This window comes from Nostoc sp. 2RC, from assembly GCF_014222165.1.
Classification (GTDB): domain Bacteria; phylum Cyanobacteriota; class Cyanobacteriia; order Cyanobacteriales; family Nostocaceae; genus Nostoc; species Nostoc linckia.
Genome location: NZ_JACKZU010000030.1, coordinates 1 through 20,890 on the forward strand (window position 1 = coordinate 1; position 20,890 = coordinate 20,890).

A 20,890-nucleotide genomic window follows, 5' to 3' on the forward strand; every position below is an offset into this window, starting at 1 on the left:
CGTTGTCTCCCTCATCTCCCTTGTCTCCCTCATCCCCCCACCTCCCCATCACCCCTTCGTTCGCTCGTGAATCGGTATGATAATGGTAAATTCAGTTCCCTCACCCGGTGTAGAACTGACATCTAAAGTACCGCCATGTTTTTCTACGATAATTTGATGGGCGATCGCTAGACCCAAACCTGTACCTCTACCAACACCTTTGGTAGTAAATAAATGGTCAAAGATTTTTTGTTTGACTGATTCATTCATCCCCTGACCATTATCAGCAATGGCTATTTTGACATTTCGATCTACCACTGAAGTTGTAATTGTAATTTGGTTAGGATTAAGTTTAATTTCCTCAAAATTACGTCCTTGATTGGCTTCTTCTAAGGCATCAATGGCATTAGCCAAGATGTTCATAAATACCTGATTTAATTGACCCGGAAAACATTCAATTTGTGGTAAGCTACCATAGTTGACTGTAACTTCAATGGCAGGACGTTGTTCGTTTCCTTTGAGACGATGTTTTAAAATTAAAATCGTGCTATCTAGACCTTCGTGAATATTGAAACGCACTTTGTAATCTCGATCTGCACGGGAGAAAGTTCTTAAACTAGTGCTGATATTTTTCAAGCGATCGCACGCTATAGTCATGGAATCAATCATCTTTGGTAAGTCTGCTAAACTATAATCCAAGTCAATTTCTGCGGCATGTTCTGTAATTTCATCCCCTGGTTCTGGTAGATTTTCTTGATATAGTTTCAGATGTTCAACAATATCAGCAAGTGTGGGTTTAGCTTGTTTGAGACTAGCAGCAATAAAACCCAGAGGGTTATTCATTTCGTGAGCTACCCCAGCAACCAAGTTACCCAGTGCAGACATTTTCTCGCTTTGCACGATTTGTAACTGTGCTTGTTGCAAATCTTGGATTGCTTGTTGTGCTTGTTGGTAGAGTTTGGCATTCTCTAAGGAGATGGCGGCTTGTGTGCAAAGTAAGTTCAGCAGTTCGACGCGTTCGTGGGTAAATGCTCCAGTTGTTAAGTTGTTTTCCAGATAAAGCACACCAAGGAGTTTGCCTTGATGCAAAATTGGCGTACACAGGATACTCTTTGGCTGTTGGCGTAAAATGTAAGCTTCAGTTAATAACAATGGATGCTCCATTGTGTTCTCGATGGCAGTGGCTTTTAAGCTGCGTTTGACTGCGTTCACTAAACTCACAGGCACATCCTCGCTTTCTGACAGCAGTATGGACTGCAAAACCACCGCAGGTTGCCCTATTTGAGCTACTCCCTGAATACTCAGTTGATGTCCATCGAACAACATCAACACACATTTATCTGCGCCTGCGGTTGCGGTGACTATTTCTAAGAGTGCTGACAGTAGTTTGTTGAGTTGAATTTCGCTCGATAGTTGTTGAGAGGCTTTGAGAATGGCACTTAAGTCTAAAGATGTGGATACGCTAGCACCGCTTCCCGATGAGGAGGTTTGAGAAATAAATCGGTTTTCGTTTGCATACACAGTTTCATTAGGTATGTATCCTCTAGTAGACTGTTGGAGAATTGTTGTTAACAATTGCGGATAGCGTTGTTCTAATTCGGCAACTTTAGCTTTTGCACCCCAACGAGCATAGCCATAGTAGGCAGCAATTAAATAATCTTCAGCAATGCGCTCTTTCCCCCAGTGGAGGTAAAATTTAGCAGCGAGTTCGTTAGCCATCGCTTCTTCTTGGATATATTCATTTTCCTTAGCTTCTTTGATGGCGTCATCATAAAACTCTATTGCTTGGGCTTTATTACCTTGCACTCGCTCTCGTTCTGCCTCCACTAAATAAAACTTGTGCAAAAAATTCATTGGTGCGTGGTTTGCCCATAGGCGAATTTTTTGTTGGTTGTTTGTCACTCGACTTAAGATTTTTTGTTGTTCTGCATTTGGCAATGATGAATAAATTGCTAAGTGCGCCAAAGAATCATAAAAATTGAATACTAGGACGAAGATTGTTCCTTGTATTGCATCTAAATACCCTTGAGCCAACAGTGCATTTTCACAGGCGTCTTGGTATTGTCCAAATAGATAACAAAGCATCATTTTGTTCAAGTAGAACTGAAAAAATGCAGTGCGATCGCTAGCATTATCTAGTAGTTGTAAACAAGTTTCTTCATCGCAAATTTCACTATGAAAACTGCATGGATCTCCAGAGGAATTTAACAAATTTAGCACTGACTGTTGATAAATACCTAGTATATATAAAATATTTTCTTGTTTGAGTTGAGTCAAAACATCACCAATGGTTGACATATTTTCTTGCAATCCGATTAACTCATGCCCCAATAGATATGAATTTTGGCATTTCGTTAAGGCAGCATAACCAACAAATTCTAAGTTGCCACTTTCCATGCCATTTTGATAGCTTTCCCACAAAATTGGCAATGTTTCTTTCAAATGAACTTTGCCAAAAATCGTCGAACATCCAGCCATCATAAATGCAACTGCTTTCATCTCTGGGATATTGAAATTTTCGGCTAATTTTAAGGCTAATTTGCTGGTTTGATAAGCCAAGTCAATATCTTGAATTATTTCATTTAAAAGAATACTGTAACAAGCGTAACCATAGCTGGAGAAAAGTGAATTGCCGTAATTGATTGATAAGTTTACCAGTTTGCAAATCACTAAGGGAAAAATTTCGGGCGCAGCTTGATAGGTAGCAGTACCAATACTATTTAAGATTCTGGCAGCTGCTAATTTTTCGATATCTGTCATCAAAGGCAAGTTAATCAAATCTTCGATATTCTTGCCATTGAGATAATTTGCTATTTCAGTAATTGCTTGCTGAGTATCTGAGTAATTAGGCGATGCGGATATATTTATCCCTAGTAATTCCAAAGCTTCTAAGCCAATTTTAACAGCTTGCAATTTTTTAGTTTGGGCCATTTCAGCTTGGATTTTAACAGCATAAACTTTTATTTTATCGATGGCTGTTTTAGCTTGTTGAAGAACAATATCTGCAAATTGCTCCATCTGTTGAAAATCACCACTGAGGTAGGTGGTTTCTGTTGCTAGCTCATACAGTGGTAAGGCGAGGTTATATTGTGTCTGCCAGCAAGATTCTTTCTCAGCAAGATTCAACAAAAAAATGCCTGTGATGGCATACTCCAAGGCGGCGGTGTAGGCCGTTGCAATTCTGGCTTTTTGTCCCGCTTTGAGATTGAGTCCGGCAAGTTGTATTTGCTGCGAATGTTCGAGAATTAAAGATTTGCCGATGTTGAGTTGATTGACAATTTCAAACAGATTTTCTTCTTGTTCTGCTGCTGTTGTATTTTGGAGTAGCAATTGCCCAATTTTTAAATGAGTAGCTTGTTTTTGGTCATCGGGAATCAAAGAATATGCAGCTTGTTGGACGCGATCGTGCAAAAATTTATAGGTAATTGTCATTTGTTCTCGATTCTCTACTGATGACAAATGACTATTAACTAATGACTCCTGCTGATAAAATTTATAAACTTCACTTTCAGGTAAAATTAAATTTTCTTGTAATGGCTTCCACAAAGCAGCAGCAGTTTCTACCTCTGATAATTGACAAACTGTAGCTAATGTCTTTAAATCAAATTTATTGCCAATGCAAGCAGCTAACTGTAATACAAATTGAGTAAATTCAGGTAACTTTTGCAATTGCCATGTCATGAATTCCACCACATCTTCTGTCAGAGCTTGCTGATTTATCTGGGCGATGTCACATTGCCAACAGCCCGATTGTAAGTTGAACTCAATTAACCCGTCTTGGTGTAATGCTTTGAGAAACTGCGTACTAAAAAACGGGTTACCTTTAGTTTTTTGATATACCAATTGTGATAGTGGAAATGCTACATCTTCTGGGCACGCAAGGGTATCCGCAACTAAATGATTTAATTTCAAATGACTCAGTGGTCGCAAGGTAATTGTGTGAATTTTTGCACCAGTTTTGCGAATTTCATCCAATATTAATATTAAAGGATGTGCTAGCGATACTTCATTATCTCGATAAGCTCCAATTAATAATAAATGTCCCAGATTTACTTCATTCATTAATAATTGTAAAAATTTTAAAGAAGCGGCATCTGCCCACTGCAAGTCATCCAAGAAGATTACTAGGGGATGTTCTCCACTGGCAAATATTTGAATAAATTTTGTCAATAATAAATTAAATCTATTTTGGGCAGCAGTTCCTGATAGCTCTGGTATTGGTGTTTGTTTGCCGATAATGATTTCTAATGCGGGAATAACTTCTATAATTACCTGTGCGTTTTCACCTAATTCGCCCATAATTTTATTTTTCCATTGGGCAATTTGGCTATCGCTTTGTGTTAAAATCTGCTCGACTAAATTGCGAAATGCTTGGACGAAGGCTGATAAAGGAATACTGCGATTAAATTGGTCAAATTTACCTTTGATGAAATATCCTCGTTTCTTGACAATTGGTTTGTGAACTTCTTTGACAACGGCAGTTTTACCAATTCCAGAGAAACCTGCAACTAACATCAGTTCGCTACTACCAACAGCCACTCGTTCAAAGGCTGCTAGTAGTTGTTGGACTTCGTTTTCTCTGCCATATAATTTTTCTGGAATGATAAAGCGATCGCACAAGTCCCGTTCACCGATAATAAAGGGATCGATGTTTCCCGTTTGCTGTAATTGCACTAAGCAATTTTCCAAATCAAATTTTAGTCCCAAGGCACTTTGATAGCGGTCTTCTGGATTTTTTGCCATCAATTTCATGACAATATCTGATAAAACTTGGGGAATTTCTTTCCTTTTATCTACTAATGGATTTGGCAGTTTTGCAATATGACAATGTACCAATTCCATTGGTTCGTTAGATTCAAAAGGAAGTTCCCCAGTTAACAGTTCATAGAGAGTGACACCCAACGAATAAAAGTCGCTGCGGTAATCGATACCCCGGTTCATTCTTCCTGTTTGTTCTGGCGACAAATAGCTTAATGTTCCTTCTAACCCATTAACATTTTTAATTTCGGTGGTTTCTTTGGGTAGGAGAGAAGCAATACTAAAATCTATCAGTTTAACTTGTTTTGTTTGGGGATGAATCAGAATATTGGCAGGTTTAATGTCCTTGTGAATCACACGATGACAGTAGAGATCCTGAAGAATATCTGCTAATTGTAGAGCAATTTCCAAAACTTCAGCGATGGAAAGTAATTGTTCTTGGGTATATATTCTTAAGGAAACACCACCAAAATCCTCCATCACTAGAGCGTAACTATTGTGGTATGGTTCCAAGCACAAGAAACGCACAATTCCTGGAATCTCTAAGTTGTTAGTGATATTGTATTGATTGCGAAATTGTAAGAGTTCATTGAAAGTGGGATACTCTCGTTTCAGGAGTTTGATAACCACTGGTTGGCTATCTAACTCTCGTATCCCCCGATATACTATTGTCCTAGAACCACAATACACTTCCTCGACCAAATTGTATCCAGGAATTGAGCAAGTTAGATTCAATATTGCGTTCATTGCAACTGACTCCATACCAAATTTTAGTATTCTATGAGTCAGTATTACCTTGTGTGGTACAAAGGTAGCCAATAGAAATTACACTGAGTTAATCGCTACTTTTGATACTAATATATTTTATGTATACACTGCTACTAAATTGCTGTATCATTTAGAGGCACGGGAGAAGAATCGGCGAGTCGTGACTTCTGTGCTTGTCTCCCTCAGGGTGGTTTCATACAAGCGTAGAAAAATTAAAATACTAATAAAGGTATTTAAGTATCTATAGTTTTACAAGTATGAATCTGAGAGAGCAACTACAACAAATCCCAGACTACCGACACATTAAAATATTTGATACATCAATCATTACTTTTCAAACATCCTCTAAAAATAAAAATCCGCAATTACTTTTTCCAAAGCAGCTTTGAAGAAAATCAAAGCTGTTTGCTACTCATTTGTGAATCAAAACGATAGCCTAAAAGAATCCAGCAACTTACATATATTGCCTCATGTTACCCAAACCCAAAAAACACTGGACACCTGCAAATTGGGCAAGTTGGAAACCTTTCGGCATCGGCGAACAGTACCCGAATAACTATTGGGAAGTATTTCGGGCAATTTGGCTTTCTCGCGACCAACTGCCCTACGCGTGGAATATCCTAAATCAAGGTGTTTGCGATGGTTGCGCTCTCGGTACAACCGGGATGAAAGATTGGACTTTAGATGGCATTCATTTGTGTAATGTCCGGTTGCGGTTGTTGCGAATGAATACCATGCCAGCTTTTGACCCCGTGGTGCTAGAGGATGTCTCGCAGTTGCAAAAGCAAAAAAGCGCCCAATTGCGAGACTTGGGAAGACTTCCTTACCCAATGATGCGTCAACGCAATGAAAAAGGCTTTCGCCGTGTCAATTGGGATGAAGCTTTAGAGGTAATTGCTAATCGCATCCGCGCCACCACACCACACCGCCTCAGCTTTTATGTTACCAGTCGCGGCACTGTTAATGAAACTTACTACGCCACGCAAAAAGCTGTGCGGGCAATGGGCAGTAATAATATAGATAACGCTGCCCGTATTTGTCATTCTCCCAGCACAGCGGGGTTAAAAGCCGCCCTTGGTGCAGCAGCTACTACTTGTTCTTATAAAGACTGGATTGGTACTGATTTATTAGTATTTATTGGCTCAAATGTTGCTAATAATCAACCTGTTACCGTTAAATATCTGCATTATGCGAAAAAAGCCGGCACTAAAATTGTAGTGATTAACACCTACCGCGAGCCAGGAATGGAGCGTTACTGGGTGCCTTCAATTGTGGAAAGTGCCCTTTTCGGTACTAAGTTTGCCGAAGATTTCTTTTTAATTAATATGGGTGGCGATATCGCATTTTTAAATGGCACAATAAAACACATAATTGCCAACAATTGGGTAGACGAATCTTTTATTAATTCATACACAGTAGGCTTTGCAGAACTCAAGGCATCTTTAGAAAGCCAATGTTGGGAAGAATTAGAACAACTTGCCGGTGCATCTCGTGAAGAAATGTACGCCTTTGCCAAAATGGTGGGGGAAGCCAACAAAGCAGTATTTGTTTGGAGTATGGGCATAACTCAGCATGAGTGCGGTGAAGATAATGTGCGGAGTGTTATCAACTTAGCTTTGACTAAAGGTTTTGTCGGTCGGGAGGGTTGCGGTTTAATGCCAATTCGCGGTCACTCTGGAGTCCAGGGTGGTGCAGAAATGGGATGTTACGCTACGGTATTTCCTGGCGGTAAAGCCATCACCCCAGAAAATGCTACTCAATTAAGTCAGCGTTGGGGCTTTGAAGTGCCAGTAACTAAAGGTTTAATTGCTCCAGAAATGATTAACGCCGCACATCAAGGACAATTAGATGTGTTGTTTTCAGTGGGGGGAAATTTTCTCGAAGTACTGCCAGAACCAGATTACGTGGAAAGTGCCCTCAAGCAAATACCACTGCGGGTACATATGGATATTGTTCTCTCCAGCCAGATGTTAGTGGAACCTGCTGATACTGTGGTGCTTTTACCTGCCACAACTCGCTACGAGATACCGGGGGGAGTCACAGAAACGAACACCGAACGCCGGGTAATTTTCAGCCCAGAAATACCAGGGCCGCGTATTGGCGAAGCACGTCCAGAGTGGGAAGTGTTTTTAGAATTGGCAAGGCGTGTCCGGCCAGATTTAGCAGAGAAGTTAGTTTTTACTGATACATCTGCAATGCGTCAAGAAATTGCCCAAGTCGTGCCACAATATGCAGGTCTTCAACATTTACAGCAACCAGGCGACCAGTTTCAATATGGCGGTTCGCATTTGTGCTTTGGTTGGAACTTCCCCACAGCCGATGGTAAAGCACACTTTGGAGTTGTATTGCCACCCAAGCGAAAATTACCAGAAGGCTGTTTTTTAGTAGCAACCCGCCGAGGCAAACAATTTAATAGTATGGTGCAAGAACGCAGAGATGCAATCACCGGCGCAGTACGAGAAGCGGTGTTAATGAATGCTGCGGATGCAGCAAAGTTGGGTTTAAAAGATGGAGATAAAGTAATTCTCAAAAATGAGTTAGGCGAGTTACAAGGCGAAGTTTATCTTGCACCTATTCAATCAGGTAATTTGCAAGTACATTGGCCGGAAGGCAATGTACTATTAGATAAAAGTAAGCGATCGCTCGAAGGTGTTCCTGATTATAATGCCATCGCCTACTTAGAAAAAATTTAAACTTTTCATTCATAGCGATCGCACTCATAATCCTTGACATTTATCGTATTTAATGTATTTAAGGTTTAAGGTGCGATCGCTAAAACTTTATTTAGGACGTTATAAAATTAACGTGAGTTCGACGGCTCTAAAAACCCCTCTCCAAACCTCTCCCCCACAGGGAGAGAGGCTTTGAAACCCTAATTTTTTCGTTGGAAACGTAAAAATATTTCTGCCCCTCTTGGAGGCACAGAGGGGTTGGGGAGAGGTTCATCGAACTCACGTAAGCTTAATTAGCCTAAAGCACAAAACTCTAAGTTCAAAGCTAAATCAAGGAACTGGCAAAATGTCCGTTCCTTTGTGCAAGCGCAAAACAAAAATAGCAGGAAATTCTGTTTGGCTAATGTTGCTGATGCCAAAGAAGTATTTTCCTCAAGATGTTCCTGATTATAATGCGATCGCCTCGTTGGAAAAAACCTAAATTTCCTGGTTTTAACAATATCTCTAACTTCTACTGCTACGCTAAACTTATATCACCCCAAAACTTGCAGCCATGTCTGTCGTCCAAGATTTTGATCTCCCAAAAGATGTAATATTTCCTCCCGGAGATTTAGAAAGTAACGAGCCAAAGAGAAACAACGTGCCGATCGCTTAGCAGCAAAACTGCGAGAATTAAATATAGATCCCGAAAATTTATAAAAATTAATGGTATCTAAAAATAGACAAGCTGGTAGCAAAACCAAAGGACAAGTTTGGGTTGTGGAAAATGGTAAAATGCGATCGCGTTTAGACCATCTCACCACCGAAGAACCCTTAGAAATTCGCCTCGCTCCCTTGCAAAAAACTGTAGCTGTTACCATGCGAACACCAGGCGCAGATTTTGAATTGGCTGCTGGTTTCCTCTATGCTGAAGGAGTTGTTAATCGTAGAGAAGATATCCAACGTATTAGTTATTGTGTAGACGAATCAGTAGATGGCGAGCAACGATATAACATTGTAAACGTAGAACTGCGGCACGGCTTAATTCCAGATTTACAACCTTTAGAGCGTCATTTTTATACTAGTAGCGCTTGTGGAGTATGTGGTAAAGCCAGCCTTGAAGCTTTGCATCTGCGGGGATGTCGAGCGATGGTTGCTAATCTAACGGTAACACCTGAAATCATCTACACTTTACCAGACCAACTCCGAGCTGCTCAAGGTATTTTCACTGTAACAGGGGGTCTACATGCTGCGGCCACCTTCGATGCTCAAGGACAATTATTAAATCTGCGCGAAGATGTTGGGCGTCACAATGCTTTAGATAAATTGATTGGTTCGGCATTCCTCAGTAACGAGTTACCTTTAAATAATCATATTGTTTTAGTTAGCGGACGCTCTAGTTTTGAGATTTTGCAAAAATCTGCAATTGCTGGAGTTCCCATCGTCTGTTCTGTTTCTGCTCCTAGTAGTTTGGCGGTGTCTGTGGCCAAAGAATTCGGAATTACCTTAATTGGATTCTTGCGCGGAGAAAGATTTAACGTTTACACTGGCTGGGAAAGAATAAAAACTATGTAACATTGACTGTTCAAGGGCTACAAGCGAGCTAAAGAGCTTGCTGTATAAACTTCATAGTCCTTCAATCCCGCTGATAATATGCTTGCTTATTGCGACTGAAACAATCAAGTTGTTACATTAACCACCGAACAAATTCCTCTCCTGGATTCACCTGTTACTAGCGAAGAAAACCTCAAAAAAATTACCGAAATTGACGCAATGTTTTCCCAGTGCGAAAGTTTGAGCCACGGGTATTTTATAGTAAATTTGGGTCAATTCCTTGTTGTTGTAATCTGGCTAAAAGTTCTTGAAGCTGCTGCTGAGTTTGTTCTAGTTGTTGTTGCTGTTGTGCATTTATCTCTTCTGGAGTTTGGTATCTGTTACCATCTTTGTCATACCAAAACAGCCATTCTCGTGTTCTACCTTGATAAGTACCCTGTTCTCGTCCAATCCCTAAACCAATTTCTGGCATCCAAATTTTATCGCCGAGCTGTAAGGTATAGTTGCCTTCAACTAAGCGATAAACTTCTAAACGTTGACGCTTACGACGTAGCCGCGTTGGTGCATAAATGACGTAATATAAAATACCTAATTGAGCATAGTCTATTTTCTTTTGTTCGTATTCGCCATTGTAGGTTTGAGAAACCACTTCTAAAGCTAAAATCGGCGTAATCCCTTCTTCTTCCCAGAGAACGTAACTAGAACGTCCATTTTCTCCAACAAAACGTTCAACGCCTAAACTCAAAAACCCATCGGGCACTATAGCAGGTTGTAATGCTGTATGATAAATTCCCATATTGATACCGAAAAACCAGTCATCACGGGTTTGCCAAATCGAGGCTAAGATGGCTAACAATAAATTAGGAATTAATATTTGTAGTTCGTTATCCACAGGGGTATCATCAGAATCTGGTAATTCCGCCGATGAAGGTAGGCAGTCTAAGGGATTGTAATTATACATAATACTTGGTGGTTGACAGTTATCAGTTAACAGGAGCCAATGCGTTGCGGAGCGAGTGTGGTCTTGGGGAGCCAGTCCGTTGCGGAGGTTCCCGACGCTCGATGACTCGCTAACGCTGCGCTATCCGTTGTAGGAACTGGCGTGGTTTCCCCCATGAACAACTCGCGTTGGGGTTCCCCCCGTTGAAGTAACTAGCGTTCATCAGTAAACGGTTAAGCATTTTGATGAGAGCAATGCTTTTCAATATAATCTAACCGCCTGTGTTTGATTAGTTTCACAGCTTATTTCCATTGATTTAAGGGTAACTCATACCGATTCAAAAAATGTTTGCGACAGATACCCCACCCGCCTGACGGCACCCTCCCCTTGGCAAGGGGAGGGTTGGGGAGGGGTCTTGTCTATGTGTTGCATTATTTTTTCAAATTGGTATCAGGTTGTACATAATTCGTCAGAATTCAGGAATCAGAAAAATACTTGATACATCAATAGACCTCTTGCAAAAGTTACTTTTGCAAGAGGGGGAAAGGGAAAAGGTTAAAGGGAAAAGGGTTTTTATTTACCCTTTCCCCTTTACCCCTTACCCTTTTCCCCACTTCTCTTAGAAGTCTAATATAAGGATTCAGGTAGCAGAGTATTGACAAAGAAGACAGTTGAGAAATATAAACCAAAATTCATCTCAAGAACTAGACCGAGAAAGCTTGAACCAGTTATCAAAAGAAAAACTGGTAGAGATAATCATTAAGCAAAAATCCTGACGCTGATAATATGTTTGCTTGTTGCGAATGTAACTGACCAGTTCCTCGACCAACAATCAACCCGCCTGATTCCTTGAATGCTTATATAATCGAAACCTAAATACTTTATCTTGGTCTCTAGTTTCTAATTTTTCTCCTTGAGGAAATCGATCCTTAACGCTGGTAACAAATTGATAATCAGCTATCAAGCTTTGTAACTCTGTATGTAATTCCTTTGGACTTAATTGATTGAAAGAGCCATAAAAATTTGGCGAACCATCATAAATATCTTGGATATAGAAATTACCTTTACCTGTATCTACAATCCATTTTGGTGGATTTGCTTTTAAAACACCAACTGTCTCGCGTGCAATTTTTAAAGTCAGAGCATCTGAGTTGGTAATATCAATGCGTGTTGGATTTTGACAATCTAATAGAGTATAAATAACTGATGCTGAGCCGTATATAAAACAAGAATCCCCAGGTTTAATATTTTCTTGCAGCATTGATAAAGCTTGTGATTTTTCTTTTGTTACCCTTACAAATTTAGTCATGGGGTGGTCTAGAGGATAACGAGTATTCTGATAAAAACCAGGAATGTAATACTTTGCTTCTACGCCAATGGCATCACGAATCACATATACAGAAAATATGCTGGCTGTAATCAATAAAAATGCCAATGCTAAGCCTTTTTTCCAGTTAATGGAAATTTTAGTTGACATTATGATAGTCAGCGTTGCTAAGAAAATTAAAGCATCGTCATCTGTATATGGTCTACCAGGCCAAGACATCTGCATAGCCCAAGTTGTCCCTAGTGTGAGAGCCATCAGCAAGGGAAAAATTGGATATGGCAATCCGAAAAACTGTTTACTCTTTTCAGGAAAAATACAACTAGCAAGCAAAGCTAAACTAAAGAATGTTCTTGGAACGTCATAAAAAAGTATATTATTCTCATCTAAAATTTTATTTCCCAACAATCCCGCAATAATTAACAAAATTGGTACTATTACTATAGGTTTTATATAATATTTATTAAAAACTTTAATTCCTTGATTTGTTCTATTTTTCCATGTTTTGTTATCTGGTGTTGTCAGTTCATTGGAATTGGGCTTTTGAATAAAGAAAAATTTTTCTGGGTTACCAATGAGGATAAAAACTACTACAGACAACAATAACGGCAAAATAAAATATACAATAATTTCTGCTATGGAAGAATTATGGTAAATTGCTCCACCTGATAAAGCATCCATTAAACTTAAAAAAGTACTGATATTTTTTTTCTCGGAAGCACCAATAAAAAGATGATAAAGTGCTTGCGATAAGCTGTTATTCCATAATAAAAATCCTACTATTAATCCTAAACCTAAAAAAAGTCCAGTTAAAAATGGAGCTAAAACAGACAACAAATATTTTTTTATATTTCTGAAAACATAGATGAAAAGAACGGTTAAAGTAACTGCTATACAAATAGTACCGTTACTCTGGCGTGCCGCCATTACTAAAGCGAGAAAAAATCCGGCTGTAGTTAGATATATCAATGAAGCCTTTTTCGTTAAATTATTCAGGCCAATAATAATAAAAAAACTAGTAATCGATAAAAACAAAGTTACATAGTTATCATTCCCGCCACGGTAAAGTACAGGATGCATGAATAACCATCCACTACAAAGAGAGAACGATATGAGCCTGGAAGCAAATTGTCTACAAGATAAATAAAAGAAAAATAGGGTGGTAGTCTTCACCAACAACCTGGCAATTAAACTACTGAGGTAATTTTCTCCTAAGATTTTTTGAAAAAAGGCATCTATCCCAATCCCGATAAATCCAGTTTGGTAATCAAAATCTCTATAGGGAAAATCACCATGTAAAATTCTATTACCAAAATGAAATATTTGACTTGTATCCGACCAGTTCATTCCATAAAGTGACAGAGGAAATGAAATGAGTATAATAACGATTAAGAGCAGCAATAAACTAGAACTTTCTCGAAATCGCTTGGATTTGGCAATGTGAATATTCATTTTTTGGCTTCAAATTCAAAAGCAGGTTCTACTGGAAATAAAATTCAATTATGGACTACAAGAAAGAGATTTTTCATTAACAGATTCAGGTACGAAGCCATAAGAATCTCGAACCAAATAAAGTGGGCGTCCTTTAACTTCATCATAGACGCGTCCTAGATATTCACCTATCATCCCCAGGCTTAATAGTTGCACTCCCCCTAAAAAAAGCACTGCTATCATCAAAGAAGCGTAGCCAGGAATATCAATCCCAAATAACAAAGTCCGAATTACTAAAAAACAGGCGTAGGAAAATGAAACTAACGATATGACGAGACCAAGATAACTCCAGACTTTTAAGGGAATTAAACTGAATGCGGCAATTCCATCAATAGCAAAGTTCCAAAGTTTCCAATAATTCCACTTAGTATATCCTTGATAACGTTGGGGGCGATCGTATAGTATTGAAGTTTGTTTAAAACCAACCCAAGCAAATAAACCCTTCATGAAACGATTGCGTTCTGGCATTTGTTTGAGAGCGTTCACTACACGCCGATCTAATAACCGAAAATCCCCAGTATTTGGGGGAATTGGAATGTGACTCAATTTACCTATAGTTTGATAGAAAGCACTAGCAGTGAAACGCTTAGTCCAACTTTCTCCTTGACGCGATCGACGAGTTGCATAAACTACATCATAACCTTCACGCCATTTAGCAATTAACTGTTCAATTAATTCTGGTGGATCTTGAAGATCGGCATCAATGGGGACTACTGCTGCACCAGTTGTGTGATCGATACCAGCTGTGAGAGCAATTTCTTTGCCAAAGTTACGAGATAAATTAATGACCTTAATTGCAGGGTTACGATAATGATACTGAATCAAGCATTTGAGGGTATTATCTTTACTACCGTCATTCACACAAACAATTTCATATTTGATGTTTAAACGAACTAATACTGAGACTAATCGTTCAAATAGGTAGTCTATGTTTGGTTCCTCATTATACATAGGAACTACTACAGAAAGCTCTATTTTGTCATTGTTTAAAAGCATGTAGAAAACCTCATACTTGACTTGATTCTGAAAGAAAGAGACACGACATTAATTTTTATCTTCTAAGAAGAATAAAGTTCAGTCATCTTGACGTTCTGTGTCATGATTTGATGATTTCAGGACATCTATATTCTTTGACGGAAAGGTGCGCCGACGCCGATACCATGTAGCGGCTGCCACTAAAATTCCAGTTAGTGACAAGGCAAATATCACTGGTAAAAAATCTCCTGTACTAAAAGCTTTTAAACCGTAACTACCTAATAATACAAAGGGTAAAACTCCAGGAACTGTACCCAAGCTTGTACCGATGACGTAATCTTTAAAGCTGACTGAAGTTAACCCAGCAGTGAAGTTTACTAAACCATAGGGCATAACTGCGACTAAGCGAATAGCAAACATATAAAATAATCCAGCCCGACGCACTTCAGCGTCCATTGCTTGCCATTTTCCTGCTAATCTTTTGGCTACTGCTTCACGTCCAATAGTCCTGGTAAAAGTAAAAGAAACAATTGCAGCAATAATCGCAGCTAAACTAGTCCAGATAGTTCCTAATACCGGGCCAAAAATTGCACCGCCAGTCAAATTAAGTGCCGTTGAGGGCAGAATTAGTACAGTTGCTACGACATACAGCAGAATATAGATAATTGGTGCCCAGATGCCGACAGAGTTTAGCCAAGCTTGAATTTGTGCTGGATCAACGCCGCCTAGTAGATATGTCACCAAGCCTGTGGCGATGATGCAGATAACGGCAATGAGGAAAATACTAGTTTTAAAATTTACCATATCCAAGCTTCTGAACTAAAACAATTCATCAACAATTCGTGCAGTAGACTGCTTTGATACGTCATAAACAATTAATACGTGTAATACGTGTACTGTACCATCATTTCCACCGAGTATTACAAGAAAGTTCTTGTAAAGTGGACATATTCACTGCGTATGCTACCTACACAAAAAGCTCGAACAGCGATCGCTAAAAGCCAATTCTCTTGAAGGGATGGGTTGAAAGCTACTTACAAAGGTGATTTAGTTCATTTTCATTTGAAATTTAAATTATGTAGCAGTCCCATTTGATTAATGAACTGAATCTGTATAGGCAGGCAATAGGCAATAGGCAACAGGGTGATAAAAGAGTAAAGTGTACGGAATTTTGTTCAAAAATCAAATAGGATTCCTATATCCACTTACGCATTACATAAATATGACTTTTGTGTGTATTGATGTATTTGTTACTATAGCTGCCGTTAACTTTGAAAATTTAGTCAATTTCTACACAAAAATCTTCAACCAAAAGGCAGATATTTCTATTCCGAATGTATATGCTGAGTTTCATTTGCCGAGTATGCGATTGGGTATTTTTCAACCAAAAGACACCAATAAATCAGAATTTGAAGTGATATCTTTTGATTCACCGCTTTCTGTTTTTGCCAAAAGTAAGATAAGTTTATGTTTAGAGGTGAGTAATTTGGAAGATGCCATTGCCCACTTAAGTGCTTTGGGCTATCCCCCACCAGGAAAGATTTCCATTGCTTCTCATGGCAGAGAAATTTATGCTTATGACCCTGATGGCAATCGTTTGATTTTACACGAAGCCAAAGAAAGTGGTGAAATGGGAGATAAGAGAGAATAATCACTCCTGAGCAGTTATCAGTTACGAACAAACACTACCAAATTGAGAAATTTAGTAATCGATAGTTAATAAAAAATTATGGCCCTAACCCAGAATTATAAATTAAACCTCATTCAATGGTATCCAGGTCACATTGCTAAAGCCGAGAAGAATCTCAAAGAACAACTAAAACGGGTAGATGTGGTATTTGAGGTACGAGACGCGCGGATTCCTTTATCGACTTACCATCCTCAAATACCTCAGTGGGTGGAGGGTAAGACACGGGTGTTGATACTCAACCGAGTAGATATGATTACGCCGCAAATGCGATCGCTATGGATAGATTGGTTTAAACGTCAAGGAGAAACCCCTTATTTTACCAACGCTCAGCATGGCAAAGGTATAGCAGAGGTGGCACGGGCAGCCCAAGCTGCTGGAGTAGAAATCAATAAAAGAAGAAGCGATCGCGGTATGTTACCCCGTCCAGTGCGGGCTGTGGTGATTGGTTTTCCCAATGTCGGTAAATCAGCTTTGATCAATCGTCTTTTAGGGCGGCGAGTAGTAGAAAGTGCAGCCCGTCCTGGGGTAACTCGCCAACTACGTTGGGTGCGAATTTCGGAACATTTGGAATTGCTTGATGCTCCTGGTGTCATCCCTGCTAGATTAGAAGACCAAGACGCAGGATTGAAATTAGCAATTTGTGATGATATCGGTGAGGCATCTTACGATAATCAATTAGTAGCAGCAGCGCTAGTGGATTTACTGAACTATTTAGAAGCTGTAGCCACAGATTTGTTACCAAAAAAACCGCTAGAGTCTCGCTACCAACTCGATTCTATATCTCAAACCGGAGAAGCATATTTGCAAGCCTTAGCAGAGCATCGTTACAAAGGTGATGTCGAACGAGCTGCAAGGCAACTTTTAACAGATTTTCGCAAAGGATTATTAGGTGAAATAGGTTTAGAAATACCACCCAATTAAGAATTCGTAATTCGTAATTAAGTAGAACGACTTGAAAAAACCAAAATATGTGAAGTAATGTAAAAAGCTTGACTTAAATAGTTCGTAGTAAGGCTACGGGAACGCTCCGCCTACAGTCCTGATGAGAGGACTAAAGTCCTTACTACAAACCTTTAATTATTTACAGCGTTCTACTGACTAATTCGTAATTAGGTTACGGAGGCGTTTTCTACTCCTGTGTTGAATTTTTAGTTCTGGATTCTTCTGCAATTTTTGATAGTCTGTTAAAGGTACAACTTCAAACAAAGCGCAAATCTTAACAATAGAACGAGGATGATTTTGCCAAGCTTGGGGAAGAATAGTTTGAGCAGTTATAGCATCTGACCAAGTTAATAATCCATATCGATTTACCTTTTGAATTAAAGGCTTTAATACTCCTGTCCAAGGTCGATAGTTCCACAAAGATGATTTGCCTTCCATATCCAATAAATCGTATCCCAGTAACTTTAATCTCGGATGATCTTCTGGAATTTGGTGTTTGCTAGCATCTGCAAACAATAGATAATATTGCTGGTTCGATATCGGAATTGGCAGCCAATCGAGCAAGTCCCATACTTCCCCTAATGAATTTACATAAAAATTGTGCGAATAACTAAAGTGTGGATTACACCAAGGGTCGATACTCCGAATTTCATAACTACTAGGCAAACCAAGACTGTTTGTATACTCTTTATATTCGTAATTATTAAAAGATTGAATTATTCTCGTACTTAACCACATTATTTGTATTTTATAAAATCTCTAACAATGAATTTTAAGAGGTTGTTTTGTTGACTATTGACAGTCAAAAGTCAACAGTTAACAGCGATATTGTTAACAATTGAAATAGGGTTGCTATATTAGGCAACACTTCTAAAATTTCCTATAACAAAGAATTTGATTGATGAATGTTAGTGTTTTCTGTGACGCATCGTACAAATATTTAATTTAGTTCAAAAATCAAAGCAGATTATTATATAAACATACAACTTCTGAACAGCAGAGTAAATTCATTTGCCAAAAAATCCTACTTTTCATACTTTTCCTACTAAATATTACCGATATTGCCAGTTTTCAAGGCAGTGCCCTGAGGGTTGTTTTAAAAATTACTAAGGATAGCTAAAACAGAAATTTGGCTGCGGAAAGCTTTCAAATCCCTGTTTGTAATTAAATAACAATAGTATACGCACTAACTTTTATTCTGGTTTATGAAGAATTTATCAAGTTATGATGAATAGTTCTAAGGAAATTCAAAATTTCTGACACGGATTAAGTGGCGATCGCCTGTTGATTAACAGCTAAAAACATAATTTAACCTGATTTTAAGTGGATTTTTGCTGACGTTGACGCTAATTTACAGCTAGGCTGCTTGCATTTAATTTACTGTAATATCAAATACACGCAGTTGTCGGAATGCAATTAACAGTGTCATAAAGAAAAGGTGAGGAGTTAACCTGTAGGGTATAACTTACCCAAGACTTGCCTGCACCTATAGCTTCAATGGATTTATCACACTCATGACTGAACTCACCCTACGCCTACAAGAGGGAGATACCGAGACAACCATCGCAGTTGACCAAAATGTATTTACAATTGGTCGTTTGCCAGAATGTAACTTGTACTTACCTTTTGCTGGGGTATCCCGCAACCACGCCAGGATTTCAAAAACGGCTGGAGGTGTGTGGACTATTGAAGATCTGGGCAGCAAAAACGGCACGCAAGTAAATAAATATCTTGTACAGTCTCCCCAAGAGTTACATCACGGCGATGTGGTTTGGCTGGGTAACGTTAGCCTGGTAGTGCTGCTGACAAATCCGGTTTCAGAATCGACATTGAAGCCAGAATATGCGGCTACTTCGGAAACTAACGAACAAAGAACAATCCTTCACAACGTCGAACAACTACAGCAGCAATGGATTGCAGCTGAGGGTAAAGATGGTAACATCAGCAATAAAGATAAAACCATTGCCCGTCTTAAAGACTTAGTTGACATCGCCAAAAATCTCTGTGCAGCAGCGTCCATAGAAGAGATTTTTTCTCAGGTGCAACAAGTTGTATTTCGTTACCTTGATAGTATCGATCGCTTAGCATTATTAATTGATGTTAATGGTTGCGGGCACTTAGAATTAGTGAATGCTGCCACTAGAAATGTTTCTCAACAAAAACATCTGCCTACTGATGGCAGTTGGATTAGTCGTAGCATCTGCCAAAAGGTATTTGACGAGAAAGTCGTTATTCAAACCGGTGATACTCATCAGGACGAACGGTTTGCCAGCGAACAGAGTATTTTAGTCAAAGGCATTCGCAGTGCAATGGCAGTGCCTTTATGGGATGAAAATAAAGTTGTGGGCGTTCTTTATGCCGATGCTAATCTTTCTTCTTATCATTGGGCAAATGAAGGCGAGGAAGAACTGAGCTTTTTTTCAGCCTTAGCAAATCTTGTGGCTTCCAGCGTCCAACGTTGGCTACTGGTAGAGAAACTTAAAACTGAAGAAGTGATTCGTCACCGACTAGAACGGTATCATTCTCCCGCAGTGGTACATCAGTTAATATCTGTAGGCGCGTCTCCAGATGGACGTTTAGCGCCATCGGAGAGCGAAATTAGTATTTTATTTGCGGATTTAGTAGGTTTTACAGCGATTTCTGAAAGATTAACACCAACTGCGATCGCGCAACTATTAAATAATTTATTTGAAGAAATGCTCAAAGAAATATTTACTTACGGCGGCACTTTAGATAAATATATTGGCGATTGTATTATGGCATTTTTTGGCGCTCCAGAAACCCAATTAGATCACGCCGATCGCGCCGTGGCTGCTGCTAAGGGAATGCTCACTCGTCTCAAACATCTCAATGCCAATAATTTTTGGCAAGAACCCCTACAATTACGCATTGCAATTAATAGTGGTAAAGCCGTGGTTGGAGATGTTGGTAGTTCTCAGAGGGTAGATTACACAGCATTAGGGGCAACAATTAATCTTGCAGCCCGTATGGAAGGAGTTTGTCCTCCGAGTGAATGCGTAATTAGCGAGGCTACTTATGCAATGGTTTCACAACCTTCAGATTTCCAAGAAATGGGAGATTATCGCTTCAAAGGTATCGATAGATTAGTCAAAGTTTATCAAACAAAATTGCAGCCAGTATCAACAATTATTAGTCATTAGATATACCAATCATATTTGAATAGGACTTACACACACTCTACGATTCTTGGCATTCTTGGCTTCTTCTCTACCAGACGCTGCGCGTTGGCGGAAACCTTTCGTAGAGAAAGCGGTTCGATGAATTAGGCTTTTTACAAATTGTTGCGTAACTCCTATTGAATTGTGAAATTAGCCATAGAGGTAGTGATTGAGTATCCTGGACAATAAAATCTGGAATTTGAGGGATGTTTAAGACGCTGGCCGTGTTAAAGACAGAACAAATGCACAATTTAAAATCCAAAATTGATTGACATCTCCCATTATGAAAGTAATACTGAATAAAAATCAGTAAAGATTTTGACAAAAAAATAATATCCGCCGAGAGTGTGAATTTCTCATAGACATTAATTTTCGACATTAGCCTATGAGAAAACTATCTATTTGAGTTTTTTTATTCTACGAAATAATCTGAATCAAAAAACAATAAGTTTATGTCTAATCAAAAGACTGAAAGATATCAAGAATGGAAAAGATTAATAGATGCTGGATATGATTATAGGACGGCTTATGTTCTATCTACAGATAATCCTTTAGCTGCTTATTTAAGATTAGAAAAAGTGAAAAAAGATTCTCATAAATAAGTACTATTTTTTTAATTTCACTTGGCAGATAACTCAA

The 20,890-nt window shown here is 38.9% G+C and carries 13 protein-coding genes; 7 read left to right on the forward strand and 6 right to left on the reverse strand.

The annotated features are described in order from the left end of the window. Positions 1–48: 48 nt before the first annotated feature. Positions 49–5,484: an ATP-binding sensor histidine kinase gene (locus tag GNE10_RS05765; protein ID WP_185564046.1), complete on the reverse strand. Its 5,436-nt coding sequence runs from the start codon at positions 5,482–5,484 to the stop codon at positions 49–51. A gap of 491 nt (positions 5,485–5,975) precedes the next feature. Between GNE10_RS05765 and GNE10_RS05770 the strand changes: the two genes are divergently transcribed. The 3 genes from GNE10_RS05770 to fdhD all read left to right on the forward strand — a co-directional run bounded on the left by GNE10_RS05770 (position 5,976) and on the right by fdhD (position 9,731). Beyond that, positions 5,976–8,198: an FdhF/YdeP family oxidoreductase gene (locus tag GNE10_RS05770; protein WP_185564047.1), complete on the forward strand. Its 2,223-nt coding sequence runs from the start codon at positions 5,976–5,978 to the stop codon at positions 8,196–8,198. A gap of 325 nt (positions 8,199–8,523) precedes the next feature. Next, entirely contained in the window at positions 8,524–8,658 is a 135-nt protein-coding gene (locus GNE10_RS35775; protein ID WP_260446809.1) for a hypothetical protein, read from the forward strand. 224 nt (positions 8,659–8,882) lie between these two features. Then, positions 8,883–9,731 (forward strand): formate dehydrogenase accessory sulfurtransferase FdhD, encoded by an 849-nt coding sequence (gene fdhD, locus GNE10_RS05775; RefSeq protein ID WP_185564048.1) that lies wholly within the window; start codon positions 8,883–8,885, stop codon positions 9,729–9,731. 235 nt (positions 9,732–9,966) lie between these two features. Here the strand turns inward: fdhD and GNE10_RS05780 are convergent, their stop codons facing one another. The 4 genes from GNE10_RS05780 to GNE10_RS05795 form a co-directional block, all read right to left on the reverse strand. Beyond that, positions 9,967–10,671, reverse strand: a complete 705-nt coding sequence (locus tag GNE10_RS05780) for a Uma2 family endonuclease (protein WP_185564049.1) — start codon at positions 10,669–10,671, stop codon at positions 9,967–9,969. A gap of 811 nt (positions 10,672–11,482) precedes the next feature. Next, entirely contained in the window at positions 11,483–13,426 is a 1,944-nt protein-coding gene (locus GNE10_RS05785; RefSeq protein ID WP_185564050.1) for a hypothetical protein, read from the reverse strand. Between the two features lie 48 nt (positions 13,427–13,474). Next, positions 13,475–14,461, reverse strand: coding sequence for a glycosyltransferase family 2 protein (locus GNE10_RS05790; RefSeq protein WP_185564051.1), 987 nt, complete (start codon positions 14,459–14,461; stop codon positions 13,475–13,477). A 78-nt stretch (positions 14,462–14,539) separates the two neighbouring features. After that, positions 14,540–15,244, reverse strand: coding sequence for a TVP38/TMEM64 family protein (locus GNE10_RS05795; protein ID WP_185564052.1), 705 nt, complete (start codon positions 15,242–15,244; stop codon positions 14,540–14,542). 418 nt (positions 15,245–15,662) lie between these two features. Between GNE10_RS05795 and GNE10_RS05800 the strand changes: the two genes are divergently transcribed. Together GNE10_RS05800 and ylqF are read left to right on the forward strand one after the other, a co-directional pair. Then, on the forward strand, positions 15,663–16,091 hold the full coding sequence (locus tag GNE10_RS05800; RefSeq protein ID WP_185564053.1) for a VOC family protein: 429 nt from the start codon (positions 15,663–15,665) through the stop codon (positions 16,089–16,091). A gap of 78 nt (positions 16,092–16,169) precedes the next feature. Then, positions 16,170–17,051 (forward strand): ribosome biogenesis GTPase YlqF, encoded by an 882-nt coding sequence (gene ylqF, locus GNE10_RS05805; protein WP_185564054.1) that lies wholly within the window; start codon positions 16,170–16,172, stop codon positions 17,049–17,051. Between the two features lie 177 nt (positions 17,052–17,228). Here the strand turns inward: ylqF and GNE10_RS05810 are convergent, their stop codons facing one another. Further along, positions 17,229–17,810: a hypothetical protein gene (locus tag GNE10_RS05810; protein WP_185564055.1), complete on the reverse strand. Its 582-nt coding sequence runs from the start codon at positions 17,808–17,810 to the stop codon at positions 17,229–17,231. Positions 17,811–18,586: 776 nt separating this feature from the next. Between GNE10_RS05810 and GNE10_RS05815 the strand changes: the two genes are divergently transcribed. Further along, the gene (locus GNE10_RS05815) at positions 18,587–20,233 is read left to right on the forward strand and encodes an adenylate/guanylate cyclase domain-containing protein (RefSeq protein WP_185564056.1); all 1,647 of its coding nucleotides are present in this window, start codon (positions 18,587–18,589) and stop codon (positions 20,231–20,233) included. A 470-nt stretch (positions 20,234–20,703) separates the two neighbouring features. After that, entirely contained in the window at positions 20,704–20,853 is a 150-nt protein-coding gene (locus GNE10_RS05820; protein WP_185564057.1) for a hypothetical protein, read from the forward strand. The last annotated feature ends 37 nt before the right edge of the window (positions 20,854–20,890 follow it).